Here is a 25,614-nt window from a genome sequence, read left to right on the forward strand (position 1 = left end):
GTTTCGTCCTGCTCGGCCTCGACCCGAGCATCTCCTGCAAGAGATTCCCGGGTATCGGCTTTGCCTCGCCCGAGAATTACGTGCTGAGAAACGCGGGCGGCCTTCGGGTCGCCCGTTTTCGTTAGCAGATGAGGCCTTGCGGCCTGTGCGCTGCAACCAGCTTTCTGGACAGGGGCGAGCCGCCTGACTAGAACCGGTCGTTCCCGCCGGGCGCACCCGGCCCTTTGCCCGTGTTGAGAAGCGCAAGAACCGATGAGCGGCGTCAACGATATCCGGTCGACCTTCCTCGACTACTTCAAGTCCAACGGCCACGAAGTCGTGCCGTCGAGCCCGCTCGTGCCGCGCAACGACCCGACGCTGATGTTCGCCAATTCGGGCATGGTGCAATTCAAGAACGTCTTCACGGGCCAGGAAAGGCGCCCCTATTCGCGCGCCACCACCGCCCAGAAATGCGTGCGCGCCGGCGGCAAGCACAACGACCTCGATAATGTCGGCTACACCGCGCGCCACCACACCTTCTTCGAGATGCTGGGGAACTTCTCCTTCGGCGATTATTTCAAGGACCAGGCGATCCATCACGCCTGGACGCTGGTCACCCGCGAATTCGGCCTGCCCAAGGACAAGCTCATCGTCACCGTCTATTCCGAGGACGACGAGGCGCATGCCCTCTGGAAGAAGATCGCCGGGCTGACCGACGACAAGATCATCCGCATCCCGACCTCGGCCAATTTCTGGCGCATGGGCGACACCGGCCCTTGCGGCCCCTGCTCCGAGATCTTCTTCGATCACGGCGACCATATCTGGGGCGGCCCGCCCGGCTCGCCCGAGGAAGACGGCGACCGCTTCATAGAGATCTGGAACCTCGTCTTCATGCAGTACGAGGAAGCTGCGGGCGGCATCCGGACCGACCTGCCCCGCCCCTCGATCGACACCGGCATGGGGCTGGAGCGCATCGCCGCCGTGCTCCAGGGCACGCATGACAACTACAACATCGACCTGTTCCGCGCCCTGATCGGCGCCATCGCCGACCTGACCTCGGTCGATGCGGACGGACCGATGAAGGCGAGCCATCGCGTCATCGCCGACCATCTGCGCTGCTCGTCCTTCCTGATCGCCGACGGTGTGCTGCCGTCGAACGAGGGCCGCGGCTATGTGCTGCGCCGGATCATGCGCCGCGGCATGCGCCATGCGCAGTTGCTCGGCGCCAAGGAGCCGCTGCTCTATAAGCTCGTGCCGGCACTGACCCGCGAGATGGGCCGCGCCTATCCCGAATTGCTGCGCGCCGAGGCGCTGATCACCGAGACGCTGAAGCTGGAAGAGACCCGCTTCCGCACCACGCTGGCGCGCGGGCTCACCCTTCTCGACGACGCCTCGAAGGATCTGACCGCCGGCCAGAGCCTCAAGGGCGACGTCGCCTTCACGCTCTACGACACCTATGGCTTCCCGCTCGACCTGACGCAGGACGCCTTGCGCGCCCGCGAGATCACCGTCGATACCGAGGGCTTCGATGCCGCCATGCAGCAGCAGAAGGCCAAGGCGCGCGCCGCCTGGGCCGGCTCCGGCGAGGCCGCGACCGAGACGCTCTGGTATCCGCTGCGCGACAAGCTCGGCGCTACCGAGTTCCTCGGCTACGACACCGAGACCGCCGAGGGCGTGGTCACCGCGCTGATCCGCGACAACGCCGAGGTGCAATCGCTCAAGGCCGGCGAGAGCGGCTTCCTGCTGGTCAACCAGACGCCGTTTTACGGCGAGTCCGGCGGCCAGGTCGGCGATGCCGGCCTGATCAAGGCGCCGGGCACGTTGGTCGAGGTCGGCGATGTCCAGAAGAAGCTCGGCGATGTCTTCGCCCACAGCGTCACCGTCAAGGAAGGCGAGCTCAAGCTCGGCCAGGCCGTCGAGCTGATCGTCGACCATGACCGGCGCACCGCCATCCGCGCCAACCATTCGGCGACGCATCTGCTGCACGAGGCGCTGCGTCTCGTCCTCGGCGACCATGTCGCGCAGAAGGGCTCGCTCGTTTCGCCCGATCGCCTGCGCTTCGACTTCTCGCATCCCAAGCCGATCAGCGACGAGGAGCTGCGCGAGGTCGAAGAGATCGCCAACGCCATCGTGCTCAGGAATGAGCCGGTCACGACCCGGCTGATGAGCGTCGACGAGGCGAGCGAATCGGGTGCCCGCGCCCTCTTCGGCGAGAAGTACGGCGATGAGGTCCGCGTCGTGGCGATGGGCACGAATCCGGCAGGCCGGGCCTATTCGGTCGAGCTCTGCGGCGGCACCCATGCCGCACGCACCGGCGATATCGGCCTCGTCAGCATCGTCGGCGAAGGCGCCGTCGCGGCCGGCGTGCGCCGCCTCGAAGCCATGACCGGCAACGGCGCGCGGCTCCGCCTCAACGAGGAATCGCGCCTGCTCGACGGGCTGGCAGGCCTGCTCAAGGTTCCGGCTTCCGAGGCCGGCAACCGCCTCGCCGCCCTGATCGAGGAGCGTCGCAAGCTCGACCGCGAACTGACCGAGGCTCGCAAGAAGCTCGCCATGGGCGGCGGCGGTGCGGCCGAGGATCCGGTGCGCGAGATCGCCGGGGCGAAGCTCCTGGCCCGCGCCGTCACCGGCATCGAGATGAAGGATCTTAAGAGCCTCGCGGACGAGGCCAAGGCCCGCGTCGGCTCCGGCGTCGTCGCCATCGTCGGCGTCGCCGATGACGGCAAGGCCGGCGTCGTCGTCGGCGTCACGCCCGATCTGACCGAGCGCTTCGACGCGGTCGCGCTGGTGCGCGCGGCGTCCGAGCAGCTCGGCGGCAAGGGTGGCGGCGGCCGTCGCGACATGGCCCAGGCCGGCGGGCCGGATGGCAGCAAGGCGCAGGCCGCGCTCGACGCCGTCGCGGCCGCGATGGGCTGATGACGGCCGGCGGGCAGCGCCAGACCGGCGCCCTCTCCCGCCGTGCCCTGCTGCTGGCGGCCGGCCTCTGGCCGGCGCTCGCTGCGGCACAGACCAGGCCGACACCGCGCAAGGCCGAAGGCCCCGCGCTTTCGGCGGCGCGCACCATCGTCGCGGGCGCGCCGCTCAGCGTCTTCCTGAGCCGCCCGCCGCAGGGCGCCCGCCTCGCCATCGCCCGCCCGGATGATCCGGATGCCACCGCGATCGTCGTGATCGAACCGAGGAACACGGTTCCCGTGCTGCCGACGCCCGGCTTGGCCGGAACCTACGAGCTGCGCCTTACAGTCGAGAAGGATGGCGCGCCGGCCATCCTGTTGCGCCAGCCGCTCGTCACGACCGAGCCGAGCGCTACGCTCGCGGCGCCTGCGCGCGTCAGTCGGGGCCAGGGATTGCCGGTCCGAGGCATCGGCCCGAACGGCGAACTCGACCGCGTCGCGCTGGTCTTTCCCGATGCGCCTGTGGATGCGGAAGGGCCGCGCTTCTTTCCGGCAGAGAATGTCGAGGCCGTGCTGGAGGCGCCGGACCAGCCCGGCACCTACGAGTTGCGCTATGTGATGAACGCGCCGGTTAGCGGGCTGCGCATCCTCGCGCGCCATCGCGTCATCGTGGAATGACGGGATGTGACGGGCGCCATCCCACAAAGACGCTCGGGCTGATTAACCGGCATCCTGGAGCTTGCTGCGTTTTCGTCGAAAAGCGGGTCGTCCCGGACAGAGCGAAGCGGCGATCCGGGATCCATGCCTGAACCTCTATCGGTAGCGCTCCGGCACGGATCCCGGGTCAAGCCCGAGATGACTGCGTGTCTCCGTGAAAGGTCGGCAGGCTTTAGCCCATCGCCTCGCGCTTCTTCAGCAGGTCGTTGAGCAGATCCTGCTGCTCGTTGAGCCGCGTGGCGAGGCTCTCCTCGACGGCAGCGCCGGATGCACCGGTCGCTTGCTCCATGAGCTCGGAGATATTCTTCCTGGCGATGGCGATCCGGTCGTCGAGTTCCGAGGCGTTCTCAGGCATCTTTGCTTCTCCGTATCCGCCGATCGCCAGAGGATTGCTGCCGGCTCGAACAGCATAACGCTACCGGTCGGGATAAGGTTCGCCGTTCTTGTGCACGAAGCGTCCGTCAGCGTTGGCGCTGATCATATCGACATCGGAACAGGTGGTCACGTCGGCGGGCCAGCGCGAGCCCACTTCGAGATAGACCGCCGTCGCATCCGAGCGATTGATCAGGTGATGGCCGTTGCCGCTGTTCTTTGGAAAGGCGGCACAGTCGCCGGCGCGCAACAGCGTCTCGCCGTCGTCCTCGACAAGAACCAGCTCGCCCATCAGCACATGCACGAACTCGTCCTCATGCGAATGCCAGTGGCGCTGCGAGGACCAGCCGCCGGCCAGCAGATGCATGAGGTTCACACCGAAATCCTGCAATCCGCCGGCATTGCCCAGCCGCTGCCTGACCCGCTCCTCGCAGGGCCGGTCGAAGGGCGGCGGATAGCCCGCTCCTTTTACCTCGGGCACGACGGCGAGATCGATCTTCGGCATGGCATGCCTCCGGCGTTCGTCCGTCTCCGATGAGTCCGTGAGCGATAACGCCGAGCCGACCAGCACGTTCCGAGTGGCTCAATCGCCGACAAAAAAACCCGGCCTCTCGGCCGGGCTCTTATAATATCCGCAGGAAAGGCTGCGTCAGGCCGCCATCGCCTTGCGCATGTTCTCGCTGACCTTCTCGAGGAAGCCGGTGGTCGAGAGGAACTTCTGGTCGGGGCCGACCAGCAAGGCGAGGTCCTTGGTCATGTCGCCGGCCTCGACCGTGTCGACCGTGACCTTCTCGAGCAGGCTCGCGAACTTGGCGAGCTCGGCATTGTTGTCGAGCTTGGCGCGGTGAGCGAGACCGCGCGTCCAGGCGAAGATCGAGGCGATCGAGTTCGTCGAGGTCTCCCGGCCCTTCTGGTGCTCGCGGAAGTGGCGGGTCACCGTGCCGTGGGCGGCCTCGGCCTCGACGGTCTTGCCGTCCGGCGTCATCAGCACCGAGGTCATCAGGCCGAGCGAGCCGAAGCCCTGGGCCACGGTGTCGGACTGCACGTCGCCATCGTAGTTCTTGCAGGCCCAGACATAGCCGCCGGACCACTTCATCGCCGACGCCACCATGTCGTCGATCAGGCGGTGCTCGTAGGTGATGCCGAGCTTGTCGAATTCGGCCTTGAACTCCTTCTCGTAGATCTCCTGGAAGATGTCCTTGAAGCGGCCGTCATAGGTCTTGAGGATGGTGTTCTTGGTCGAGAGATAGACCGGGTACTTGCGCATCAGGCCGTAGTTGAGCGAAGCCCGCGCGAAGTCCTTGATCGACTCGTCGAGATTGTACATCGCCATGGCGACGCCGGCGTCGGGGGCCTTGAAGACCTCCTTCTCGATCACCGCGCCGTCCTCGCCGACGAACTTGATCGAAAGCGTGCCCTTGCCCGGGAACTTGAAGTCGGTCGCGCGATACTGGTCGCCATAGGCGTGGCGGCCGATCACGATCGGCTGCGTCCAGCCCGGCACGAGGCGCGGCACGTTCTTGCAGATGATCGGCTCGCGGAAGATCACGCCGCCGAGGATGTTGCGGATCGTGCCGTTCGGCGACTTCCACATCGACTTGAGATTGAACTCCTTCACGCGGGCTTCGTCCGGCGTGATGGTGGCGCACTTCACGGCGACGCCATGCTTCTTGGTGGCGTTCGCGGCGTCGATGGTGACCCGGTCGTCGGTCGCGTCGCGGTTCTCGACCGAGAGGTCGTAATAGTCCAGCTCGAGGTCGAGATACGGGAAGATCAGCGTGTCCTTGATCTTCTGCCAGATGATGCGGGTCATCTCGTCGCCGTCCATGTCGACGACCGGGTTGGCGACCTTGATCTTGCTCATGCGATGATCCCTGTGCTCTCCAGATAGAACAATCCGAAACCGCAGCATTTTGGCCGCGGTTCGCGGCTGGTCGCTTCCTAGCGGGTTCGGGGCCGAGGGGGAAGCGCCGCTTTTGGGCAATGCGCGCCGCAGCCGGCTATGCTGCACTGCCGCAAAATCGGCACCTTCCCACCCTAGCCTGACCTGCCGCTCGTCATAGCGACAGGACGAACGACGTGTTCAGATTCATCATTGCCGGCAACGCCGCGATGCCGCCGGCCGCGCTGCTTCTCGCAGTCATTTTGCTCCCGGGTGCGGCCTCCGCTCAGGCCTCCCCGCCGGATGCCGTGCAGCTGCCGATTCCGCGCGCGGCCTTGCAGGATCTGGACGCCGGCGAAATGGACGCCGCCCCGCCCACTGCGGGCGATGCCGACGCGATCGTCTTCAATCCGGCGCTGGCCGCGATCGGCCGCGCGAACGCAGCCTCCGGCGCGCATCTGCGCGCCCGCACCCCCATCCCCGTCGACATCGTCCGCAACGGTTTCGCTGCGCGGCAGGATACGATGAGCGCCGCCCAGGATCGCTCCGTCGGCTTCAAGCTCGGCAAGGATGTCTTCTCGCTCTCGACCACGTTGTCCGCCCCGGCGAGCGTGGGCGCGACGCGCGATGCGCGGCTGAACTGGCGGCTGGCCCAGCCGGTCGGCTCGGGAGCGGGTTTCATCTGGGGCGTCGCCACCGGCGGCGGCAGCTCGCTCTACTCCAGCCCGGAGCAGATCGGCGAAGCGCTGATCGGCTACCGCCAGGAACTGCTGCCGCATCTCACGCTGACATCGCAGCTCGCCATGGCCGGCAATTACGTCTTCGCGCCGGGCGATGGCCTGCATTCGGCACTGACGCCGGAGATGAAGCTCTCCGTCGACCTCGCCAAGCTCGCGGACCTGCCCTGGCAGACCTCCTTCGATGTCACGCTGGCACGCAAGCTCCCGCTCGTCGCCAGCGATTACGAGACACGCGGCCGGGCCATGCTCTCCCTGAAATACGAGTGGCGCTGATTCGACCGGCCGTCACGGCATGCCGGCCTGCGGGCAGCGCCCTTTCCCACGGGTGCCTGCCGCACTAGCCTCCAGGCCATGACACACTCGACTTCGACCAAATTCGCTCTCGTCACCGGCGGCACGCGCGGCATCGGCGCTGGCGCCGCACTCTCCCTCGCCCAGGCCGGCTACGACGTCCTGGCCACCGGTTTGACGGAGGAAGAGGTCGCGGCGGCTCCCGCCCATCCCGCCATCCGCCATGCCCGGCTCGACGTGACGCGCGACGATCAGGTCGCCGCCATCGTCGCGGCCTGTCCGCGCCTTGATGCGCTCGTGAACTGCGCCGGCATGATCCAGCGCGGTGGCAAGGAATTCGAGATCGACGCCTTCCGCCTGACGATCGAGGTCAACCTCAACGGCAGCATGCGGATGTGCCTCGCCGCAAAGGACAAGCTCGCAGCCAAGGCCGGCGGCGCCATCGTCAACATCGCATCGATGCTGACCTTCCACGGCTCGGCCTTCGCGCCGGGCTATGCGGCCTCGAAGGGCGGTATCGGCCAACTCACCAAATCGCTCGCCGCCGCCTGGGCGACGGACGGCATCCGCGTAAACGCGGTCGCGCCCGGCTGGATCGAAACCGAACTGACAAGGCCGCTGGTCGAGGACGCCGAACGCTCCGCCCCGATCCTCGCCCGCACGCCGATGGGCCGCTGGGGCCAGCCCGGCGACGTCGGCGGCGCCATCGCGTTCCTGCTTTCGGATGCGGCGCAGTTTATCACGGGCGCGATCCTGCCGGTCGATGGCGGCTATCTCGCAGTCTAGAAAACCGATCCCGCTCAAAGGGTTCGGCGAAAGCGTTGAATCAGATTGCGCATCACTTGAATCAGAAGATCAGCACGGGAGAGACGCCATGAACACGACGAGCCCGATACCCGTCGCAGCCACGCAGGAAGAGCGCTGGACGCCCTATCGCCACCCGCAGCCGAAGGAATCGCCGCCGGAGCTGATCGTACCCAACGTCATCCCGACCGACGAGCGCGTCTGGGTGCCGGTCGACGACAATGTCTGGTTCCGCCCGCTGCTCCTGTGTGTTTCGCGCGGCTACTGGATGAACCTGCTCAAGGTCCGGCGCGCCGGCGTGCTCTCGCGCCATCGCCATCCGCTGCCGGTCCACGGCTATGTGCTGAAGGGCAAGTGGCGCTACCTGGAGCATGACTGGGTCGCGACCGAGGGCTCCTATGTCTACGAGGCGCCGGGCGAGACGCATACGCTAGTGGTCGATCCCGATGTCGAGGAGATGATCACCATGTTCCAGGTGAACGGCGCGATGATCTATGTCGACCCGGACGGCAAATGCCTCGGCTATGACGACGTCTTCACCCGCATCGACAAATGCCGCGCCCACTACGCGCAGAACGGCCTCGGCGCGGAGTATGTCGACCAGTTCATTCGCTGAGCCAACATTTGCTTGAGCGTCATTCTCGGGCGAAGCGAAGCGCAGACCCGAGAATCTCGTGAGGGTCAATGCTGGTTTCCGAGATGCTCGGGTCAAGCCCGAGCATGACGCCATTACCGCTTCAGCTTCGCCAGCTCGACGGCGGCGCGCAGCTCGATATGGGCCAGCACCTCGTCGAGGCGCGGATCGTCGGTCGTCTCGCGCCGCAGCGCCAGCGTCGTGCGCAGGCGCTCGAGTTCGGAGGGCAGCACGCGGCCGGCGAGCAGCGCCGCCTTGAGCCGGTCGAGCCCGTCAAGCAGATCGTTCCCGCGGCGAGCCTGCCGGCGCTTGCGCTCCTGCGGGTCCTCCTGCGCCTGTACGGCCAGCAAGGTATCGAGCGGCCCGGTCGTGCCGACGCCGGCACTGCGGGTCGCGGTGGCTGAATCCTCTGTCGGAAGCGCGAAGGAGGCGCCGCTCGAGCGCCTCGCGGAACTGGCCGGGCCGGCATTCGAGACCGGCGCGCGCTGGTCGATCCTGATCATGGCGGCCTTGTGCAAGAGTGGCCCAAGCCTCGCTCGGCATGGTTAACAGCCGGTAAATGACCCGGCAGAAACTGCCGCCCCGGCAGGAAGCGCAGCCCGCGAAAGCCTGCCCCGAGGATGCCTCAAAACTCCAAACGACTGACAAACAAGGCTTTTCAATTTTGACCTGAATGGCACGCGGCTCGCAAGGGATGGTGAACTTGAACCTGTCCCCTGGTGCCGAAGCATGTTCCGCAACTCCGCCCTGACGACGCTGCTGAAGCCGCTGGCCGCCCTGCTGGCCGTGGCGGTCGGCCTGTCGGCACAGCCGGTGTTCGGGCTGTCTCGGATCAAGGATCTCGCCGCGGTCGAGGGCGTGCGCACCAACCAGCTGCTCGGTTACGGCATCGTCGTCGGCCTCAACGGCACGGGCGACACGCTGAACAACACGCCTTTCACCAAGCAGTCGCTGCAGGCGATGCTGGAGCGCCTCGGCGTCAACACGCGCGGCGCCAACATGCGCACCGCCAACGTCGCCGCCGTGATGGTCACCGCCAACCTGCCGCCCTTCTCGACGCAGGGCACCCGCGTCGACGTCACCGTTTCGGCGATGGGCGACTCCAAGTCGCTGCAGGGCGGCACGTTGCTGGTCACACCGCTGCTCGGCGCCGATGGCGAGGTCTACGCCGTCTCGCAGGGGCCCGTGGCGATCTCCGGCTTCTCGGCCGAGGGCGATGCCACCAAGATCACCCGCGGCGTGCCGACCGTCGGCCGCATCGCCAATGGCGGCGTGGTCGAGCGCGAAATCGATTTCGCCCTGAACAAGCTCTCGACGCTGCGCCTCTCGCTGCGCAACCCGGACCTGACCACGGCCCGCCGCATGGCCGCCGCGATCAACGACTTCGTCGGCGGCGACTCGGCCGAGCCGACCGACCCCTCGACCGTGGTCCTCCAGATCCCGCCGCGCTTCAAGGGCAACATGATCCGGCTGCTGACCGATATCGAGCAGCTGCGCATCGAGCCCGACCAGCTCGCCCGCATCGTCATCGACGAGCGCTCAGGCATCATCGTGATGGGCAAGGATGTCCGCGTCTCCACTGTCGCGGTGGCGCAGGGCAACCTGACCGTCACCATCAGCGAGACGCCGCAAGTCTCGCAGCCCAACGAATTCGCCCGTGGCCGGACGGTGGTGACGCCGCAGACCAGCGTCAAGGTCGACACCGGCGGCGGCAACAAGCTCGCCCTCGTCAAGGAAAGCGTGACGCTGGCCGAGCTCGTCGACGGGCTCAACGCGCTGGGCATCGGCCCGCGCGACCTGATTTCCATTCTCCAGGCCATCAAGTCGGCAGGTGCGCTGCAGGCCGAAATCGAGGTGATGTGATGACTGCTGCCCTCGCGCTTCCCGCCGCCAATCTCGCCCTCGGTATCGCCGGCAAGGTCGCCAGTGGCATCGCCGATGCGCTCGATCCGGCCAAGGCCAAGGCGAAGAAGCAGGCCGACGACTTCGAGACAATGTTTCTCGAACAGATGACCGACCGCCTGACCGCCAGCGACGGCACCGAAGGTCCGCTTGGCGAAAACGGCACGGGCGGCGGCATCTGGCGTTCGCAGCTCAGCCAGCAATACGCCAAGCAGATCCAGAAGGCCGGCGGCATCGGCCTGTCCGACCAGATCATGCGCGACCTGATCAGCCTGCAGGAAAAGGCCGCCGGCGGGGCACAGAATGTCGGCGGCTAAGTTGATCCTGGATGAGAGGCCGCGCATCGCCGATGCGCTGAGCGCCCGCGCGCTGGTCGAGGCCGTGCTCGAGGCGCTGGGGTCCCTGTCGCATCTCGTCGGCGAGGAGACCGAACTCGTCCGGGCCGGCCGCCTGCCGGAGGCGATGAGCCGCGAGCCGCGCAAGACCGAACTCGCCGGCATCTATATGCGTGGCGTCGAGCAGGTGAAGCTCAATGCGGTCGCGCTCGCCCGCTTCGTGCCCGATCAGGTGAAGCGCCTGAAGGAAGCCCACCTCGCCTTCCAGGGCCTGATCGAAACCAATCAGATCGTGCTCGCGACGGCCCGCGCCGTCTCCGAATCCGTCATCCGCGACCTGGCAGCCGACGCCAACAAGCCGATGCGCGCCAACGGCTACGGCCCCGCGGCCTCGGTCGGCGCCGGCGCCTTCGCCCGTCCGAATTCCGGCCCGCTCGTCGTCTCGCGGCGCCTGTAGCCAGCCTCCGCCAGCCCGGCTCTCCACGATACTTTCCGGCGCGGCTGCGTCGGAAACCCTCAATATTTACCTAACTTCCTAACGGCGGATTCAATCTTTTCTGTCATGTTTTCATCGTCGGGCAGGTCTGTCCTGTTACCGGCGATCGACGAACGCGGCGCGACGGTGCCGTGAAAGCTCCAGAAGGAGTGGCTGTGGAATTTGGCAACGCACCCCGGATCGTGGCCGCGCCCGGCGCGCCGGCCGTCACCCGTTCCGACGTCACCGCCCAGCCGGGCAGCGTCGCCGTCGATCTCCCGCCCGAGAAGACCGTCCAGTCGGCATCCGCCGGAGCGGCCGTTAATGTCGAGGTCCGGGCCGAGGCGCGCGATGCGCAGAGCCGCGCGAACGGGGAGCGCCGCGCCTTGATCAATGATCAGAACGGGCGCGCCGCCAATCGCACCCTCGACGAAACCGTCGAGCGCAAGTTGATCATCGACCCGCAGACCCGCGCGATCGTCCTGCAGAAGAAGGACCGCGAAACCGGGGAGACGGTCTCGCAATTGCCGGACGAAACCCTGCTGAAGCTGCGCGCCTATTCGCGCGAGCTTACAGAGCGGGCTCGCGAAGCCGAGGACACCCGCCATCAGGTCGAGCGCACGGCCTGACGTCTTCCCTCTTCCTTACCGCTCTTGAACACACCGCCCGCGCCCCTGCGCGGGCGGTTTGCGTTTGAGCTAAAGCCTGACTCTCCTGGCACCGCGAGCCGTTAGCGGGCGCTTAACCATAGCCCTACAAGGCCGGCCCTCTCTGCAATTCGCCCGCTGAAATTTACCGGTTGTTACCGGCTGGGCCGCCAGGGTCGCCCCGTCCTGGCCAGAACGGCCGGGGCGCCAGAAGGCACCATACCAGAAGGTAAAACACAGATGGCCGTCTCTATCTCCTCGGGCGTTCGCGCCGCTCTCTCGTCCCTGCAGTCGACCGCCGCCCAGGCCCAGGCCTCCCAGTTCAAGCTGGCGACCGGCAAGAAGGTCAACAGCGCAGTTGACAACCCCGTCAACTACTTCACCGCCGCTTCGCTCGATCAGCGTTCCAGCCAGCTCACCGGTTTGCTCGACGGCATCTCGAACGGCATCCAGACCGTCCAGGCCGCTTCCAAGGGCATCGACGGCATCACCAAGCTGGTGAACTCGCTCCAGTCGACGATCAAGCAGGCCCAGTCGGACGCTGCCCAGAACCGCCCGACCAAGGCCGGCACCGCTATTGCCACTGCGGCCGAGCAGGTCGCGACCTCGAAGAGCCTGAAGGACGTCGCCCTCGACAAGAAGATCGTCGACGACAACCTCGCCGTCGCCAACGACGCGACAGCGACCTACGCCGGTAACCTCGGCGTTGCCGACGACGCCGACGGCGTCCGCGCTGCGATCTCGATCAAGGCCGGCTCGACGACCTATACCGCCTCGTTCGACGCCAAGACCGCCACGGTCCGCGACGTCGTCAACGAGATCAACAAGTCGGGCATCGCCACCGCCTTCGTCGACGAGAAGGGCCAGCTCAACGTCAAGGGCACCGGCTCCGACAACGTCGAGTTCGGCTTCGGCACCGCCGCCGTGACCGCCGCCGCGCCGGGCGCTCCGATCCCCTCGGAAATCACCACCGCCAACGACGCCGCGGTCACCGCTGCCGGCACCGGCGGCAGCAACACCGCTATCGGCTTCCTGGCGGCTGACGCCACCACGCTCGGCGCGATCAAGGGTCAGAGCGTCACCTCGGCGGTGCGTTCGAACCTGATCGATCAGTACAACGACCTGCGCGGCAAGATCGACGACCTCGCCAAGGATGCCAGCTTCAACGGCGTCAACCTGCTGAAGGGCGACCGTCTCTCGATCCAGTTCAACGAGAAGGCCGGCAAGAACCAGACCAAGCTTGACATCCAGGGCTCGGACGTCACGTCCGACAACCTCGGCCTCGTCAAGGCTGGCAACACCACGCTCGCCGGCCAAGTCAACTTCCAGAACGACACGGATCTCGAGAACGCCACGCAGTCTCTGACCGGCGCCCTCACCTCGCTGAAGTCGCTGTCCTCGACCTTCGGTGCGAACCTCTCGGTCGCGCAGACCCGTCAAGACTTCACCAAGGACATGGCCGACGTGCTCAGCACAGGTGCCTCGAACCTGGTGAATGTCGACGCCAACTCGGAAGCTGCCGGCCTGCTCGCGCTGCAGACCCGTCAGCAGCTCTCGCAGACGGCTCTGTCGCTCTCCAACCAGAGCGAACAGGCGGTCCTGCGCCTGTTCTGATCTTCGGTCCGCAGAAGCGGATCCACCCGCAGAACGCGGGACGAAGTCAAAGAGCGGCGGAGCTACGGCTCCGCCGCTTTTCGTTTCGGCGTAGGCGATTGCAGCTGCACCCGCGATTAACTTTTTATTATCCTTAACGAGTGATGATCTCCCCTGAAATCAGGTTGCATCGCGCCGGAATCGCGCGTTCAGGGGACCGAAGATGGCCAGCACGATCCTTTCCAGCGGCGTTCGCAACAACCTGCTGACGCTCCAGCAGACCACGGCGCAGCAGAGCGTGATCCAGAACCGCCTCGCCACCGGCAAGAAGGTCAATTCCGCGATCGACAACCCGGTGAACTACTTCACCGCGCTCTCGCTGAACGATCGTTCCAGCCAGCTCACGGGCCTGCTCGACGGCATCTCGAACGGCATCCAGACCATTCAGACCGCCTCCAAGGGCATCGATGGCATCACCAAGCTGGTGGGCTCCCTGCAGTCGACGATCAAGCAGGCCCAAGCCGACGCGGCCCAGAACCGCCCGACCAAGGCCGGCACGGCGCTGGCGACCGCCGCCGAGCAAGCAGTGACCTCGAAGAGCCTGAAGGATGTCGCGCTCGACAAGCGTCTCGTCGACGTCGCTGGCGGCACCGCTGCCACCGCTGACGCCGCGACCGCCACAAGCTCGGGCGACCTCGGCCTCCCAACCGACGCCGATGGCGTGCGGATGGCGATCTCGATCAAGGCCGGCTCGACGACCTACACGGCCTCGTTCGACGGTGCGAACACCACGGTTCGCGACGTCGTCAACGAGATCAACAAGTCGGGCGTCGCCACTGCCTTTATCGACGAGAAGGGCCAGCTCAACGTCAAGGGCGCGGGCTCTGACGATGTCCAGTTCGGCTTCGCCTCGGTCGGCGTGACCGCCGCCGCTCCGGGTGCGCCCACCCCGGCGGAAATCGCCACTGCCAACGCGGCGGCCATCACCGCCGCCGGCACCGGCACGAACAACACCGCCATCGGCTTCCTGGGCGCCGACGCCACTGCCTTGGGTGCGATCAAGGGCCAGAACATCACCTCGGCCGTCCGTTCCAACCTCATCCAACAGTACAACGATCTGCGCACGCAGATCGATCAACTTGCTAAGGACTCGAGCTTCAACGGCATCAACCTGCTGCAGGGCGACCGCCTCTCGATCCAGTTCAACGAGAAGACCGGCCAGAACCAGACCAAGCTCGACATCCAGGGTTCGACCCTGTCCGCTGATAACCTCGGCATCAGCCAGGCGATCAACACCCAGCTCACCGGCTTCGTCAATTTCCAGAACGACAATGACCTGGACAAGGCTGCCTCGGCCCTCACCGGCGCCCTGACCTCGCTGAAGTCGCTGGCTTCGACGCTGGGCTCCAACCTCTCGGTCGCGCAGACCCGGCAGGACTTCACCAAGGAACTCGCCAACGTGCTGACCACCGGCGCGGGCAACCTGGTGCTGGCCGATCCGAACGAGGAAGGCGCGAGCCTGCTGGCGCTCAACACCCGCCAGCAGCTCTCGCAGACCGCGCTCTCGCTGGCGAACCAGGCCGACCAGGGCGTCCTGCGTCTCTTCGGCTGACGCTTCCGCGATCGCCGCCCTCCCCTCGCCAGAAGGCAGCACAGACATGGCCCTCAAGGTCGAGCTCAAACCGCGCGAACGGATCATCATCGGCCAGGTGGTGATCCGCAACGACGAGCAGCGCACGCGCTTCTTCATCGAGGGCGACGCCCCGATCCTGCGCGAGAAGGACATCCTCACGGCCGCGACCGCGGACAGCCCGGCCAAGAAGATCTATCTCGCCATCCAGCTGATGTATCTGGCTCAGGACCCGACGCATCAGCACGAGACCTATTTCCAGCTGGTGCGCGATTTCATCACCGCGGCGCCCAGCGCTCTGCCGCATGTTCATGAGATCAATAACCGCATTTTAAGCGACGACCTCTACAAAGCTCTCAAGGCGGCCAAGAAGCTGATCGGCTACGAAGCGGAATTGATCGAGAATGCAAAACGGGTTTAACGCCTACGCCGCCGCTGCCAAGACAGCTCAATCCGTCGTTTCGCCTCGCGAGCTCGAAGCCTCCCTCCTGATCAAGGCCGCCACCCGGCTCCAGGCCGTCGCCGACGACTGGAGCATGCGCGAGCGGGAACTCGACGAGGTCCTCACCTATAATCGCCGCCTCTGGACGTTGCTGGTCTCGGCCGTGATCGCCGAGGACAATCCGCTGCCGGTCGGCATCAAGCAGAACATCCTCGGCCTCGCGAATTTCATCTTCAACCAGACGTTCCGGATTTCGTCCGATCCGCAGCCGCAAAGTCTCGGCATCCTCATCAACATCAACCGCGACATCGCGGCCGGCCTGCGCGGGCGCTGACGCGCCTACCGAACCGCCGACGTTGGACAAACGCCGCCCTTTCGGGGCGGCGTTTCTGTTTTGGGGGACGCTTCGGGACTTTGCCTGGAGCACAAAAGCGTCATCCCGGACAAGCTGCGCAGCAGCGCCGATCCGGGATCCATCATAGAGCTCCGGAGCCCTCCGATGGATCCCGGGGCAAGCCCGGGATGACCGCGGCCCCGCAAAGAATCAGTATGATCAGAGGAAGTTCGTCAATGACAGCTTCGAGAGCATCGACGTCACCTGATAGCTCGCCTGCAGCTGCGTCTGCAGCGCCAGGATCTGCGTCGCGACCTCTTCCGTCGTGACGTTCTCGATGCCCTCGAGCGTCGTGGTCAGATAGCCCTTGGTGGCCTGGTGGCGTTCCTTGGCGCTGGCGAGCGCCGTCTGGGCCGAGCCGAATTCGGTGATGATCTCGGCCGGCTTCTGGGTGCTGCCGCCGAAGCCCAGTTTCTCGCTGACACGCGATGTCATCGCCTCGTAGCGCGCCTGCGAATTCGCGTCGCCGGCCGGGTAATTCTCGGCCGACATGATCGCGAACTGGGCGAGGCCGACGCGGAACGCCTCCTCATTGGCGCGGGCACCCGTGCCGACGATCTGCCCCTGGTCGATCTGCACCGTGGCCGTGCTACGCGCCGGGTCTGCCCCATCGTCGCCGCGATACCAGATCACCGTCGTGGCCGCCGCGCCGGCATTGGTCGGCGGCAAGGTCGCGGTGTCGAAAGGCGGTCCTGGAACACGCTTCGGCGGGTTGCCGAGGCTGCCGGCGAAGAAGTCCTGCGCCGCCACCTGTGAGGAAGCGGCCGAAAGCGTCGTCTTCGCCTCCTTGCCGAGCCCCGCCGCGATCGAGGCGCGCAGATTGGCGGCCGTCGCGTTCGCATCGGCGCCGATCTCGAAGGAATCGGTGTCCGAACCCGTGGTGCCCGCCGCACGGGCCGTCAGCACCACCTCCTCCTGCGTCCCGTCGGGCAGGTTGAGCTTGATCCGCACCGTGTCGCCGGCCACGGGCTGCGACGCGACATTGACCGCGACATCGGCCGGCGGGCCGGCATTGAAGGTCGTCGTCATCGCGGCCGTGCTGCTGGAGGCGCCGGCGATCTTGAAACCATAGGGATGAACCGTCGCTTCCTCGGCGATGGTCGCCGTCGCGCCGGTGCCGCCCGTCGTCAGCCGGCCGAGGCCGGAGCCGAGATCGGCCTGCCGGCGTTCGTCGATCAATTGCTTCAGCCCGGCCTTGCCGGCCCCGTCCCCGTTCATGATCTCGCCGAAGCCGGCCGTCGGTTGGGTGTCGGAGGTCTTGCCGGAGAAGAGGTAGCGGCCATTGACCGCGATGTTCAGCAGGTCGAGCGTCTGCTTGAACTTTTCCTCGGCCAGGACCTGCGGCGAGGAACGGCCGCTGGCGCTCGGCACATAGCTGTTGGAGCGCGTGTCGTTGCGGGTTTCGCTCGCGAGCTTCGCGAAGTTCTCGACCGATGTCGTCTGCAGCTTCACGTTCACATTGCTGAGCTCGATGCCGCTCAGCCAGGAATCGATCGTCGAGACCTTCGCGTTCAGGTCGAGGCTGACGCGCCGGTCGATGCCGAGGTCGCCATAGCTGGTGCTGCGCTTCTTCGTGTCGAGCTGGCGCTGGAGATCGTCGAACTGGGCGCGGGTCGAGGCAAACTCGTTGGGCTTGGCTGTGCGATAGGCACCGGTTCCATAGGAGGTGATGGTCATGGCGGGCTCACACTCTCAGCAGCACGTCCATCATCTCCTTGACGGTGGAGATGATGCGGGCATTGGCGGCGTAGGCGGTCTGCAGCTCGATCAGCATGGACATCTCCTGATCGACATTGACCTGCGCGGTCGCTTGAAAACGGCTCTGGATCGAGGCAAGCGCGACCTGCTGGCCCTCGTCGAGGCGCTGGGCCGCCTCGACCGCCTGTCCCTGCGACGAGACCACGCGCTGGACGAAGTTGGCCATCGTCGTGCTGGAGGTCGCGCTGTTGCCGTCGAGCCCGACCGCATTGGTGAAGGAGCGCTGGCTCTGCGTCAGCCGCTCTAGCATCTGCTTGGGCCGGGTCGCGTCGCCCTGTGCCGTCGGGGGCGAGGTGTTGTAGACGGTGAGCAGCGAGCGATCGGCCACGAGCGCCGGGTTGATCGCGATCCGCCCCGCGAAGCCGACGGTCTGCGAGCCGCCTTCATAGGAGCCGGTGAAGGGCGTCCCGGCCGAGCCATCGACGAAGAAGGGCAGCTCCGGCGTTCCGCCGGCCGATGACAGCGCCGTGTTCGTCGGCCGCGAGGTCAGGCCGAGCACGTCGCGCGTGCCCGCGGCGCCGTCGTCGACGATGCGTAGGGTGGAGCCCGTGTTCGAGACCGTGAAGCCGCCACCCACCGCGGCCTGGATCTGGGCCGCGACCGAAGCCGGACCGCCGGAGAAGTCGATGCCGATGACGCGATTGTTGGCATCGCCGCCGGCCGATGCCGGCAGCGGCAGCGAAGCGGCGGAATCGACCCTGACGAAGGTGAAGCGCTGCGTCTGGCCGCCCGGCGTCGCCTTGTAGTCGAGCGTGACCGTATTGCCGGATTGCAGACCTCCCAAATCGACATCGAAGCCGGAGGCGGCGCCCGCCGTCACGGCCGTGCCGGCGATTTCGCGGTCCGAGAGCGCCTTCGACATCTGCGCGGCGATCTCGTCGAGCTGGGCCTGCGCCTGCACCAGCGTCTTGTCGCGCAGCTCGATGTTGGCGGCGATCTCGCCCGAGCGGAAGATCTTGTTGGCGATCGCATCCGAGGCATTCCCGGATGCGTCCTTCATCGTGATCGTGCCGACCCCGCGCTTCGCCGGGTCGATGTTCCACTGATCGTCGGGCCCGAGCCCGGCATGCTCGTCGAAGCTGAAGGTGACGGCCGGCTTGCCGTCGAAGAGCTGCGTGCCCGAGCCGGTGACGACGCTGATCGAGCCGCGCGCATCTTCCGTGGTCTTGATGTCGATGTATTGCGACAGCTCGGACAGGATCAGGTCGCGCTGGTCGCGCAGGCTGGCGGTCGCGCTGTCGTTGGGGCTCGCGACGATGCGCGCATTGACCTTGGTCAGCGCGCCGAGCAGGTCGTTGACCTTGGTGACGCCGTTGGCGATGCCGCTCTCGGCCTGGCTGCGCAGTGCCTGCACGCCGTTGGAGAGCGTATTGAGCTGCCTCGCGAGCTGCGTGGCGTTGTCGATTACCTGCGAGCGCAGGCTGTAGGAAGACGGGTCGTTCTGGAGCGCCTGCAGCGCACCGGTGAACTTGCTGAAGATCGTGTCGAGCGCCGTCGCGCTGCCAGGTGCGCCGTAGAGCTTGTCGAGGTTCGACATCGCGCTCGCCCGCGTCGAGGTGTAGGCGGCGCCCGAGGACTCCTGCCAGAGCTGGTGCTGGACGATCTTGTCGAGCAGCCGCTGCACCTGCGTGTTCTGCACGCCGATGGTTAGCCCGGACAGGCTGTCATTGGTCGAGACCGACCGCCGGACATAGCCCGTCGTCCCCGCATTGGCGACGTTCTGCGAAACGACGCCGATGCCGACCTGCGTGGCGTTGAGTCCGCCGATCGCCGTATTGAGGGAGGTACTCAGACCCATCGCCAACTCCTGTCGCTAGCAGCGGCCCTCCTGGGCCGCGCCGACCTTGCCGAAACGGCTCAGCGGATGATGTTGAACACCGCGCTCAGCATCTCCTGCGCGGTGGTGATGACCTTGGTGTTGGCCGAATAGGCCTGCTGAGTGACGATCATCTTCGAGAATTCGTCGGCGATGTCGGTGTTCGACTGCTCGACGCTGCCGCCGACGAGCTGCGAGGTGCCGAGGCCGATGATCGGCGGGCCGGATTCGATCGTCTCCTCGAAGGCGCCGCCATCGAGCCGCTTGAGCGAATTGTCGGCATTGAAGCGCGCCACCGAGAGCTGGGCCAGCGCCACCACCTGGCCGTTGCTGAACGTGCCGATGACCTGCCCTTCCGCCGAGACGGAGACGCGATCCAGCGTGCCGGCGGTGTAGCCGTCCTGGCGGATGCTGCGGGCGTCGATCTGGCCGCTGACGTCGCCGTTCTGGGTCAGGCCGTTGCCGCCCGTCGTCAGGTTGATGCCGGTGATCGTCGTGCCGCCGATCGTCATGGTCGGGATCGGGATGTCGCCGCTGGCCGGGTTGGTCATCTGCCCGGTCGAGCCGAAGGTGACGCTGACATTGGCGTTGCGATAGGCGACGGCGGTGCCGGTCGCGCCGGTATTCTCGGCGACGAACAGGTTCCAGGTGTCGGTCGTCGCCGGCGGGCCTGCCGAAGCGTTGGTGGTCTTGGCCCAGCGCAGCTCGACGCTGGTCGCCCGGCCAAGCTGGTCATACACCGTGACCGAGCCGCCCGGGATCGAGCGGCTGAGGAAGTTCGTCACCTCGCTGCCGACGACGATGCCGGTGCCGCCCTGCGTGGTCGAGAGCGGGTTGCTCGCCGGGAACGCGGCAGGGCTGAGCAGTTCCGAGCCCGGAACCGTGCTGTCGGCATTGTTGGTCTTCGGATAGGCCGGGATGTTGGCGCGGTACTCGATCGAGGTCGTCGCCTTGGCCGGGAATTGCTCCTTGGTGATGCGCAGCACCTCGGGCTGGGTGCCCACGAGCTGGCCGGTCACCTGGTCGATCTTCAGGCCCTTGAGGTAGTAGCCCGCGCCGTTGACGAGATAGCCGTTGGCGTCGAAATCGAAATCGCCGCGGCGGGTGTAGAGGTTCTGGTTGGCGAACTGGGTGTTCGCGCCGACGCCGCTCGCCCGCTGGTCGACCACGAAGAAGCCGTCGCCGTTGATCGCGACGTTGGTGTCGATGCGGGTGGCGTTGAGGTCGCCCTGGATCGAGTTCGTGGCCTGGCTGAAGGCCGCGACGGAGCCGGCGATCTGCCGGTTCAGCGCCGCATCCGGCACCAGATCGGCGAAGGTCGTGTCGACGCGCTTGTAGCCGGTCGTCCGCGAATTCGCGATGTTTCCGGAGATGTTCTCGAGCGCATAGGACTGCGCCGTCATCCCCGAAACCGCCGTCGTCAGCGCACTGAAAACACCCATGGAACCCTCACCTCGACCGGCCGCCCCCCAAGGGCTGCCACAACTCGAGGCCTGATCTGCACGGCCCATGCCATGCGAGTGTTCGTTTAATTTCAGAGGGTTATATCGTTTACGAAGGGTTTTCGGACACTCTTGACCGGGCAGATTCGCCCAGGCCCGGCAGATTCTGCCGGGCTCAGCCGTCGGAGTCCTTGCTCCCGCGCCAGGAGGCCAGATCGCCCGCGACTTCGGCCAGCGTCGGCGGCCTCGCTTCGACGAAGGGCAAAGGCCGGCAGACCTCGAGCGCCGCGAGCCCGATCCGGGCCGTCAGCATGCCGTTGATGACGCCTTCGCCGAGCTTGGCCGAAAGCCGCGCGGCGAGCCCCTGCCCCACCACCTGCTGGATCACCGCGTCACCCGCCGCGATGCCGCCGGTCAGGACGAGATGGTTCAAGACCTGTCGAGCCAGCCGCAGCAGGCCGAGCGTGCCCGGCCGCCCGGCATAGATGCCGGCGATCGAGCGCAACAGCCGCGCGCAGGCGACCAGTACGAAGACGACATCGACCAGCGCGCGCGGGCTGACCGCCGTGACAAGCGAGACGCGCCGCGCCGCGATCGCGATCTGCGCCTGCGCCATCGCATCGAGCGGCGTGAGCAGGCTGCGCTCCGCCACCGTCAGCATGTCACGCGCCGCGAAGAGCTGCGGCAGCGCCTCCTGCAGCGCCGCGCGGCCTTGTGCCGTCTGCGCGCGGCCTTTGTAGAGCCCGACGAGTTCCTCCGCGATCGCCCTGCCCTCGTCCGGCGTTCCGCCCACAAGCGCCAGGATCGCGCGCTCGCGCAGGGCTTCGACCTTCCGCTCGCGCAGAATGTCGCGGAGCACCCGCGCCAGCATGACGAGGAGCGCCAGCGCGGCAGCGGCGGCACAGGCCAGAGCCGCATAGCCGAGCGCCGGATTCTGGCTCATCAGCGACCGAATCGTGTTCTCGACCCAGACGCCGGCCGCCAGCGCCAGGAAGCCCGAGAGACCGGTGACGAAAAGCGTGCCCCATGAGAAGCGGCGCCTGGCAGCGGGCGCCACCGCCGGCTCGACGGCATCGATCGGCTCGCTCTCGGGCAGGATCGCGACCTCGCCGCGGCGAAGGGCTCCATCGTCGACAGCCACAGCGTCCGCGGCCTTGTTGCCGAAAAGGATCGCGCGCGGTGCCTTGCTCATGGGCGCAACCTCCTCATGCCAGCCGGTCCCCGATCAGGAACTCCAGCGCACGGTCGAGGCGGATCTGCGGCGGCGGCTTCGATCGCCCGCCTGCGTCGGGCTCGACCAATGGCGGCCTGAAGCGCGGTGCCCTGACCTGCCAATGCGCCTTCTGGTCGAAGATCGCCTCCGGCCGCTCCGGCAGATCGCCGGGAAAGATGGCAGCCTCAGTGAGGCCGTCGAAGACCTGCCCGTCGATCTCCTCGCCGGCTTCCGGCACGCCGGCGATGGCCGGCAGTTCCTCGCGACCCTGCCTGATCCGCACCTCATGCGTCGCGCGCACGGCGGCAAGCGCCATCGCCTCGACGCGCGCGCCCGCACCCTGCGCCCGCCCCATCGCCCGCCCGACCAGATGTGACATCACCGCCGCGAGCCTGTCATGGCTGCTGTGGTGGATATGGTCGGCCTTGGTGGCAGCGAAGAGCACACGCTCGATGCGCGGCGCGAACAGGCTCGACAGCCAGGAATTGCGGCCGACCGAGAAGGCGGCGAGCGCCTGCCCCAGCGCCGTTTCGAGATCGGCCAGCGCCGGGGCGCCGGCATCGAGCGCGGCGAGCACGTCGACCAGCACGATCTGCCGGTCGAGCCGGGCGAAATGATCGCGGAAGAAGGGGGTTACGACGACGCGCTTATAGGCCTCGAAGCGCTCCGCCATAAGCCCGGCGAGCGTGCCGGGCTGCGGCTCGTGGTCATGGCCGAGATCGAGCGGCGCAAAGGTCAGCGCCGGCGAGCCTTCGAGATCGCCCGGCATCAGGAAGCGCCCGGGCGGCGTCACCGCCACGGCCTCCGGATCGGCCCGCAACCGCGCGAGATAATCCTTGAACACATCGCTCGCGGCCTCAGCCGCGAGTTCGTCCGGCGGCCCACCCGGGTCGCGCTTCTCCAGATCGGCAAGCCAGGCTTCGGCGGCCGCGCGCCGGTGCGGCTTGCGCGCATCGGCCACGGCCTGCGCCGACCAGCTCTTGTAGTCCTGCCCGATCAGGGCGAGGTCGAGCAGCCATTCACCGGGATAGTCGACGATGTCGAGCGTCAGCGTCGCCGGCCCCTTGAACCAGCCGGCGGCGCGTTCGTAGTCGATCTCGACGCGCAGCTCCGCGATGCGTCGCGTCGATTCCGGCCAGCGCCGATCCCGCCCGTTCATGGCGGCGCGATGGGCCTCGTAGGGAAAGCGCGGCACTTGCGGGTCGGGCTGCGGCACCAGCCGCACGCGGGCGATACGACCTTCCGAGGCCGCCTTCAGCACCGGCAGCTTCGCCCCTTCGATCAGGTTCTGGATCAGCGCCGTGGTGAAGACGGTCTTGCCCGAGCGCGACAGGCCGGTGACGCCGATCCGCAGGCGCGGCCGCGCCAGCCCGAGCAGGCTGTCACCGAAGGCCAGCGCCGCGTTGCGGGCATTGTCGAGATAGGAGGGGTCGCTCACGACGACGCCGGCATCACTCGTCCGGCCCCTCGCCCAGCGAAGCCGGCGTTACGAAGCGGTCGAGCCGCCCGCCGCGCGCGGCCACGTCGCCCCAGTCGTCGACCGCGAAATCGAGCACCGCGAGGCCGCTGGTCGGGTATTTCTGGCTCATGCGCGCCGCCGCGTAGCGGTCGCCATGGCCCGTGAGCAGTGTCGCGAGTTCGGCGAAGCCGGGATTGTGGCCGACCATCAGCAGGGTCCGGACATTGCCCTCGATGTCCTGCACAACTTCCAGCAGCCGCTCCATCTTGGCCTCGTAGATGCGGGGCTCGAAATGCATCGGCGGCTTTTCCGGCAGCATGGGAGCCACCAGCTCCCAGGTCTCGACGGTCCGCCGTGCCGGCGAGACCAGTACGAGGTCGGGCAGCAGCAGTTCATCGGCGAGATAGCGCCCCATCACGGGCGCGGCTTCATGCCCGCGCGTGGCGAGCGGACGGTCGCGGTCGGCCACACCGGTAGGCCAGTTCGACTTGGCGTGGCGCAGAAGCATGAGGCGTCGCATGGGAAGAACCTAGCGATGCCGTGCAGGATTTGCGAGGGGTCAGCCGCCGCCGATTTCGGCATCCGGCTCGTAGCGCAACAGATCGCCCGGCTGGCATTGCAGGACCACGCAGATGCGCGCCAACGTGTCGAAGCGCATGCCGCGCACCTTTCCCGATTTGAGCTGCGACACCTGCTGCTCGGTCAGGCCGATGCGCTGGGCGAGTTCCTTCGAGCGCATCTTGCGACGCGCCAGCATGACATCGAGTTCGACGACGACGGGCATGGCGTTGCGTTACACGAAACTTTGATTTTTGTCTGAAAGCCGGATCGCTTCCCTCCGTGAAGCGAGCGAGCTCGCGAAGCTGCCGACCATGACAGCTCCCGGGCGCCGCTTCAGCGTGTTCAGGCTGAGCGAGAGCGACGCCATCCGAATCGGCGCCTTCCGGGAAGAGATGTTCGTCGGGCCGCAGAACAGCGGCAATCGCGGCAGCTTGGCCCTGACGGCCGAAAAGGCCTGCCGGCTCGGCGACCTCTCGGACAAGCCGATCCTGGACGAGCTATCTGAAGACATCCGAGACGCAGGACTATGTCCTGCTGACGCGTGATGTCGACCTCGGCGAGGCTGTCCGCGCCATCGCGCCGGGGGTCGATCTTGCAGCGGCGATCCCGCCCTGCGAAACCGTCGCCGGCCTCAGCGGCTCTCGCGCCGCGCCATGAAGGCGAGCTTCTCGAACAGCGAGACGTCCTGCTCGTTCTTGAGCAGCGCCCCGTGCAGCGGCGGGATCAGCTTGCGCGGATCGCGCTCGCGCAGCACCTCGGGGCCGATATCCTCCGCGACGAGCAGCTTCAACCAGTCGAGCAGTTCGGAGGTCGAGGGCTTCTTCTTCAGGCCCGGCACCTCTCGCACCTCGAAGAACAGCCTGAGCGCCTCCTCCATCAGCCGCTTCTTGATGCCGGGGAAATGCACCTCGACGATCTGCTGCATCGTCTCCGCATCGGGAAAGCGGATGTAGTGGAAGAAGCAGCGGCGCAGGAAGGCGTCCGGCAATTCCTTTTCGTTGTTGGAGGTGATGATCATCACCGGCCGCTGCGCCGCCTTGATCGTCTCGCCGGTCTCGTAGACGTGGAATTCCATGCGATCGAGTTCGAGCAAAAGGTCGTTGGGAAACTCGATATCGGCCTTGTCGATCTCGTCGATCAGCAGCACGGGCCGGACGGGCGAGGCGAAAGCCTCCCACAGTTTGCCGCGCTTGATGTAGTTGGCGATGTCGGACACGCGGGGATCGCCGAGCTGGCTGTCGCGCAGGCGGCTGACAGCATCATATTCGTAGAGGCCCTGCTGAGCCTTGGTCGTCGACTTGATGTGCCAGGTGATGAGCGGCGCGCCGAGCGCGGCGGCGATCTCCTCAGCCAGCACGGTCTTGCCGGTGCCGGGCTCGCCCTTGACCAGCAGCGGACGCTCAAGCCGGATCGCGGCATTGACGGCAACGGTCAGGTCCTCGGTCGCGACGTAGTTCTCGGTGCCGGAAAAGCGCATGGACGATCCTTCTGAGCGAACCGGCGGACGCTAGCCCATCCTGCCTCGGGCCGGAAACCGCTTTTGTCGACGCGGATCGAGACCTCCGGCGTAAAGCCTCATCAGGCAACGCGAATTTCTTTCCGCCCACGCGATTCCAAGGTTGTGTTGCGCCGCCGCG

26 protein-coding genes are annotated in these 25,614 nt (G+C 66.7%); 14 read left to right on the top strand and 12 right to left on the bottom strand.

The window, feature by feature from the left end:
* Positions 1-252 precede the first annotated feature (252 nt).
* Both alaS and AC1DVA_RS02035 read left to right on the top strand, forming a co-directional pair.
* Positions 253-2,895, top strand: coding sequence for an alanine--tRNA ligase (gene alaS / locus AC1DVA_RS02030; protein WP_476804807.1), 2,643 nt, complete (start codon positions 253-255; stop codon positions 2,893-2,895).
* Positions 2,895-3,548, top strand: a complete 654-nt coding sequence (locus AC1DVA_RS02035) for a hypothetical protein (protein ID WP_476804808.1) — start codon at positions 2,895-2,897, stop codon at positions 3,546-3,548. Before alaS ends, AC1DVA_RS02035 begins: the two co-directional genes overlap by 1 nt.
* Positions 3,549-3,759: 211 nt before the next feature.
* Here AC1DVA_RS02035 and AC1DVA_RS02040 read toward each other — a convergent pair whose 3' ends face one another.
* From AC1DVA_RS02040 to AC1DVA_RS02050, 3 genes are all read right to left on the bottom strand, one after another.
* Positions 3,760-3,942: a hypothetical protein gene (locus AC1DVA_RS02040; protein WP_476804809.1), complete on the bottom strand. Its 183-nt coding sequence runs from the start codon at positions 3,940-3,942 to the stop codon at positions 3,760-3,762.
* Between the two features lie 60 nt (positions 3,943-4,002).
* On the bottom strand, positions 4,003-4,464 hold the full coding sequence (locus AC1DVA_RS02045) for a cupin domain-containing protein (protein ID WP_476804810.1): 462 nt from the start codon (positions 4,462-4,464) through the stop codon (positions 4,003-4,005).
* 144 nt (positions 4,465-4,608) lie between these two features.
* The gene (locus AC1DVA_RS02050) at positions 4,609-5,823 is read right to left on the bottom strand and encodes an NADP-dependent isocitrate dehydrogenase (RefSeq protein ID WP_476804811.1); all 1,215 of its coding nucleotides are present in this window, start codon (positions 5,821-5,823) and stop codon (positions 4,609-4,611) included.
* A gap of 215 nt (positions 5,824-6,038) precedes the next feature.
* Here AC1DVA_RS02050 and AC1DVA_RS02055 point away from each other — a divergent pair, with 215 nt between their 5' ends.
* From AC1DVA_RS02055 to AC1DVA_RS02065, 3 genes are all read left to right on the top strand, one after another.
* Positions 6,039-6,854 carry a hypothetical protein gene (locus tag AC1DVA_RS02055; RefSeq protein WP_476804812.1) on the top strand — a complete coding sequence of 272 codons (816 nt, stop codon included), beginning with the start codon at positions 6,039-6,041 and terminating at the stop codon, positions 6,852-6,854.
* Positions 6,855-6,932: 78 nt separating this feature from the next.
* Positions 6,933-7,658 carry an SDR family NAD(P)-dependent oxidoreductase gene (locus tag AC1DVA_RS02060; RefSeq protein ID WP_476804813.1) on the top strand — a complete coding sequence of 242 codons (726 nt, stop codon included), beginning with the start codon at positions 6,933-6,935 and terminating at the stop codon, positions 7,656-7,658.
* 88 nt (positions 7,659-7,746) lie between these two features.
* Complete coding sequence (locus tag AC1DVA_RS02065) at positions 7,747-8,292, top strand: 2,4'-dihydroxyacetophenone dioxygenase family protein (RefSeq protein ID WP_265054012.1); 546 nt, start codon at positions 7,747-7,749, stop codon at positions 8,290-8,292.
* A gap of 113 nt (positions 8,293-8,405) precedes the next feature.
* Here AC1DVA_RS02065 and AC1DVA_RS02070 read toward each other — a convergent pair whose 3' ends face one another.
* Positions 8,406-8,813, bottom strand: coding sequence for a flagellar assembly protein FliX (locus AC1DVA_RS02070; RefSeq protein WP_476804814.1), 408 nt, complete (start codon positions 8,811-8,813; stop codon positions 8,406-8,408).
* A 226-nt stretch (positions 8,814-9,039) separates the two neighbouring features.
* On the opposite strand from AC1DVA_RS02070, the gene AC1DVA_RS02075 reads away from it, so the two are divergent.
* The 8 genes from AC1DVA_RS02075 to flaF all read left to right on the top strand — a co-directional run bounded on the left by AC1DVA_RS02075 (position 9,040) and on the right by flaF (position 15,668).
* The gene (locus AC1DVA_RS02075) at positions 9,040-10,173 is read left to right on the top strand and encodes a flagellar basal body P-ring protein FlgI (protein WP_265054014.1); all 1,134 of its coding nucleotides are present in this window, start codon (positions 9,040-9,042) and stop codon (positions 10,171-10,173) included.
* Positions 10,173-10,529: a rod-binding protein gene (locus AC1DVA_RS02080; RefSeq protein WP_265054015.1), complete on the top strand. Its 357-nt coding sequence runs from the start codon at positions 10,173-10,175 to the stop codon at positions 10,527-10,529. The genes AC1DVA_RS02075 and AC1DVA_RS02080 overlap by 1 nt, the downstream gene beginning before the upstream one ends.
* A complete protein-coding gene (locus AC1DVA_RS02085; protein ID WP_265054016.1) occupies positions 10,516-11,004 on the top strand; it encodes a hypothetical protein in 489 nt (162 codons plus the stop codon). Before AC1DVA_RS02080 ends, AC1DVA_RS02085 begins: the two co-directional genes overlap by 14 nt.
* Positions 11,005-11,198: 194 nt before the next feature.
* Entirely contained in the window at positions 11,199-11,651 is a 453-nt protein-coding gene (locus tag AC1DVA_RS02090) for a hypothetical protein (RefSeq protein ID WP_476804815.1), read from the top strand.
* Between the two features lie 258 nt (positions 11,652-11,909).
* Entirely contained in the window at positions 11,910-13,283 is a 1,374-nt protein-coding gene (locus AC1DVA_RS02095) for a flagellin N-terminal helical domain-containing protein (protein ID WP_476804816.1), read from the top strand.
* Between the two features lie 202 nt (positions 13,284-13,485).
* Complete coding sequence (locus AC1DVA_RS02100) at positions 13,486-14,874, top strand: flagellin N-terminal helical domain-containing protein (protein WP_476804817.1); 1,389 nt, start codon at positions 13,486-13,488, stop codon at positions 14,872-14,874.
* Between the two features lie 46 nt (positions 14,875-14,920).
* Positions 14,921-15,313 carry a flagellar biosynthesis repressor FlbT gene (gene flbT, locus AC1DVA_RS02105; protein ID WP_476804818.1) on the top strand — a complete coding sequence of 131 codons (393 nt, stop codon included), beginning with the start codon at positions 14,921-14,923 and terminating at the stop codon, positions 15,311-15,313.
* Positions 15,297-15,668, top strand: a complete 372-nt coding sequence (gene flaF, locus AC1DVA_RS02110; RefSeq protein WP_265054021.1) for a flagellar biosynthesis regulator FlaF — start codon at positions 15,297-15,299, stop codon at positions 15,666-15,668. Before flbT ends, flaF begins: the two co-directional genes overlap by 17 nt.
* A gap of 219 nt (positions 15,669-15,887) precedes the next feature.
* Here the strand turns inward: flaF and AC1DVA_RS02115 are convergent, their stop codons facing one another.
* From AC1DVA_RS02115 to AC1DVA_RS02145, 7 genes are all read right to left on the bottom strand, one after another.
* Positions 15,888-17,405 (bottom strand): flagellin, encoded by a 1,518-nt coding sequence (locus tag AC1DVA_RS02115; protein ID WP_265054022.1) that lies wholly within the window; start codon positions 17,403-17,405, stop codon positions 15,888-15,890.
* 7 nt (positions 17,406-17,412) lie between these two features.
* Positions 17,413-19,284, bottom strand: a complete 1,872-nt coding sequence (flgK, locus tag AC1DVA_RS02120) for a flagellar hook-associated protein FlgK (protein ID WP_476804819.1) — start codon at positions 19,282-19,284, stop codon at positions 17,413-17,415.
* 59 nt (positions 19,285-19,343) lie between these two features.
* Complete coding sequence (locus tag AC1DVA_RS02125; RefSeq protein ID WP_265054024.1) at positions 19,344-20,744, bottom strand: flagellar hook protein FlgE; 1,401 nt, start codon at positions 20,742-20,744, stop codon at positions 19,344-19,346.
* 175 nt (positions 20,745-20,919) lie between these two features.
* Entirely contained in the window at positions 20,920-21,936 is a 1,017-nt protein-coding gene (locus AC1DVA_RS02130) for a YcjF family protein (RefSeq protein ID WP_476804820.1), read from the bottom strand.
* 13 nt (positions 21,937-21,949) lie between these two features.
* On the bottom strand, positions 21,950-23,395 hold the full coding sequence (locus tag AC1DVA_RS02135; protein WP_476804821.1) for a YcjX family GTP-binding protein: 1,446 nt from the start codon (positions 23,393-23,395) through the stop codon (positions 21,950-21,952).
* 13 nt (positions 23,396-23,408) lie between these two features.
* On the bottom strand, positions 23,409-23,936 hold the full coding sequence (locus tag AC1DVA_RS02140) for a SixA phosphatase family protein (RefSeq protein ID WP_265054026.1): 528 nt from the start codon (positions 23,934-23,936) through the stop codon (positions 23,409-23,411).
* A gap of 39 nt (positions 23,937-23,975) precedes the next feature.
* On the bottom strand, positions 23,976-24,200 hold the full coding sequence (locus tag AC1DVA_RS02145) for a helix-turn-helix domain-containing protein (protein WP_265054027.1): 225 nt from the start codon (positions 24,198-24,200) through the stop codon (positions 23,976-23,978).
* An 88-nt stretch (positions 24,201-24,288) separates the two neighbouring features.
* Here AC1DVA_RS02145 and AC1DVA_RS02150 point away from each other — a divergent pair, with 88 nt between their 5' ends.
* Positions 24,289-24,522 carry a hypothetical protein gene (locus AC1DVA_RS02150; protein WP_265054028.1) on the top strand — a complete coding sequence of 78 codons (234 nt, stop codon included), beginning with the start codon at positions 24,289-24,291 and terminating at the stop codon, positions 24,520-24,522.
* Between the two features lie 86 nt (positions 24,523-24,608).
* On the opposite strand, the gene AC1DVA_RS02155 is transcribed toward AC1DVA_RS02150, so the two are convergent.
* A complete protein-coding gene (locus AC1DVA_RS02155; protein ID WP_265054029.1) occupies positions 24,609-25,454 on the bottom strand; it encodes an AAA family ATPase in 846 nt (281 codons plus the stop codon).
* Positions 25,455-25,614: the final 160 nt, after the last annotated feature.

The organism is Allobosea sp. P4_C6 (assembly GCF_056402015.1).

Bases quoted from the DNA above. Each gene is read 5' to 3' on its own strand.
- AC1DVA_RS02155 (WP_265054029.1), bottom strand. From the start codon at position 25,454: ATGCGCTTTTCCGGCACCGAGAACTACGTCGCGACCGAGGACCTGACC.
- AC1DVA_RS02045 (WP_476804810.1), bottom strand. From the start codon at position 4,464: ATGCCGAAGATCGATCTCGCCGTCGTGCCCGAGGTAAAAGGAGCGGGC.
- AC1DVA_RS02140 (WP_265054026.1), bottom strand. From the start codon at position 23,936: ATGCGACGCCTCATGCTTCTGCGCCACGCCAAGTCGAACTGGCCTACC.
- AC1DVA_RS02060 (WP_476804813.1), top strand. From the start codon at position 6,933: ATGACACACTCGACTTCGACCAAATTCGCTCTCGTCACCGGCGGCACG.
- AC1DVA_RS02130 (WP_476804820.1), bottom strand. From the start codon at position 21,936: ATGAGCAAGGCACCGCGCGCGATCCTTTTCGGCAACAAGGCCGCGGAC.
- AC1DVA_RS02150 (WP_265054028.1), top strand. From the start codon at position 24,289: ATGACAGCTCCCGGGCGCCGCTTCAGCGTGTTCAGGCTGAGCGAGAGC.
- AC1DVA_RS02050 (WP_476804811.1), bottom strand. From the start codon at position 5,823: ATGAGCAAGATCAAGGTCGCCAACCCGGTCGTCGACATGGACGGCGAC.
- AC1DVA_RS02145 (WP_265054027.1), bottom strand. From the start codon at position 24,200: ATGCCCGTCGTCGTCGAACTCGATGTCATGCTGGCGCGTCGCAAGATG.
- AC1DVA_RS02070 (WP_476804814.1), bottom strand. From the start codon at position 8,813: ATGATCAGGATCGACCAGCGCGCGCCGGTCTCGAATGCCGGCCCGGCC.
- AC1DVA_RS02035 (WP_476804808.1), top strand. From the start codon at position 2,895: ATGACGGCCGGCGGGCAGCGCCAGACCGGCGCCCTCTCCCGCCGTGCC.
- AC1DVA_RS02115 (WP_265054022.1), bottom strand. From the start codon at position 17,405: ATGACCATCACCTCCTATGGAACCGGTGCCTATCGCACAGCCAAGCCC.
- AC1DVA_RS02095 (WP_476804816.1), top strand. From the start codon at position 11,910: ATGGCCGTCTCTATCTCCTCGGGCGTTCGCGCCGCTCTCTCGTCCCTG.
- AC1DVA_RS02040 (WP_476804809.1), bottom strand. From the start codon at position 3,942: ATGCCTGAGAACGCCTCGGAACTCGACGACCGGATCGCCATCGCCAGG.
- AC1DVA_RS02075 (WP_265054014.1), top strand. From the start codon at position 9,040: ATGTTCCGCAACTCCGCCCTGACGACGCTGCTGAAGCCGCTGGCCGCC.
- flgK (WP_476804819.1), bottom strand. From the start codon at position 19,284: ATGGGTCTGAGTACCTCCCTCAATACGGCGATCGGCGGACTCAACGCC.
- flaF (WP_265054021.1), top strand. From the start codon at position 15,297: ATGCAAAACGGGTTTAACGCCTACGCCGCCGCTGCCAAGACAGCTCAA.
- AC1DVA_RS02080 (WP_265054015.1), top strand. From the start codon at position 10,173: ATGACTGCTGCCCTCGCGCTTCCCGCCGCCAATCTCGCCCTCGGTATC.
- AC1DVA_RS02100 (WP_476804817.1), top strand. From the start codon at position 13,486: ATGGCCAGCACGATCCTTTCCAGCGGCGTTCGCAACAACCTGCTGACG.
- flbT (WP_476804818.1), top strand. From the start codon at position 14,921: ATGGCCCTCAAGGTCGAGCTCAAACCGCGCGAACGGATCATCATCGGC.
- alaS (WP_476804807.1), top strand. From the start codon at position 253: ATGAGCGGCGTCAACGATATCCGGTCGACCTTCCTCGACTACTTCAAG.
- AC1DVA_RS02125 (WP_265054024.1), bottom strand. From the start codon at position 20,744: ATGGGTGTTTTCAGTGCGCTGACGACGGCGGTTTCGGGGATGACGGCG.
- AC1DVA_RS02085 (WP_265054016.1), top strand. From the start codon at position 10,516: ATGTCGGCGGCTAAGTTGATCCTGGATGAGAGGCCGCGCATCGCCGAT.
- AC1DVA_RS02065 (WP_265054012.1), top strand. From the start codon at position 7,747: ATGAACACGACGAGCCCGATACCCGTCGCAGCCACGCAGGAAGAGCGC.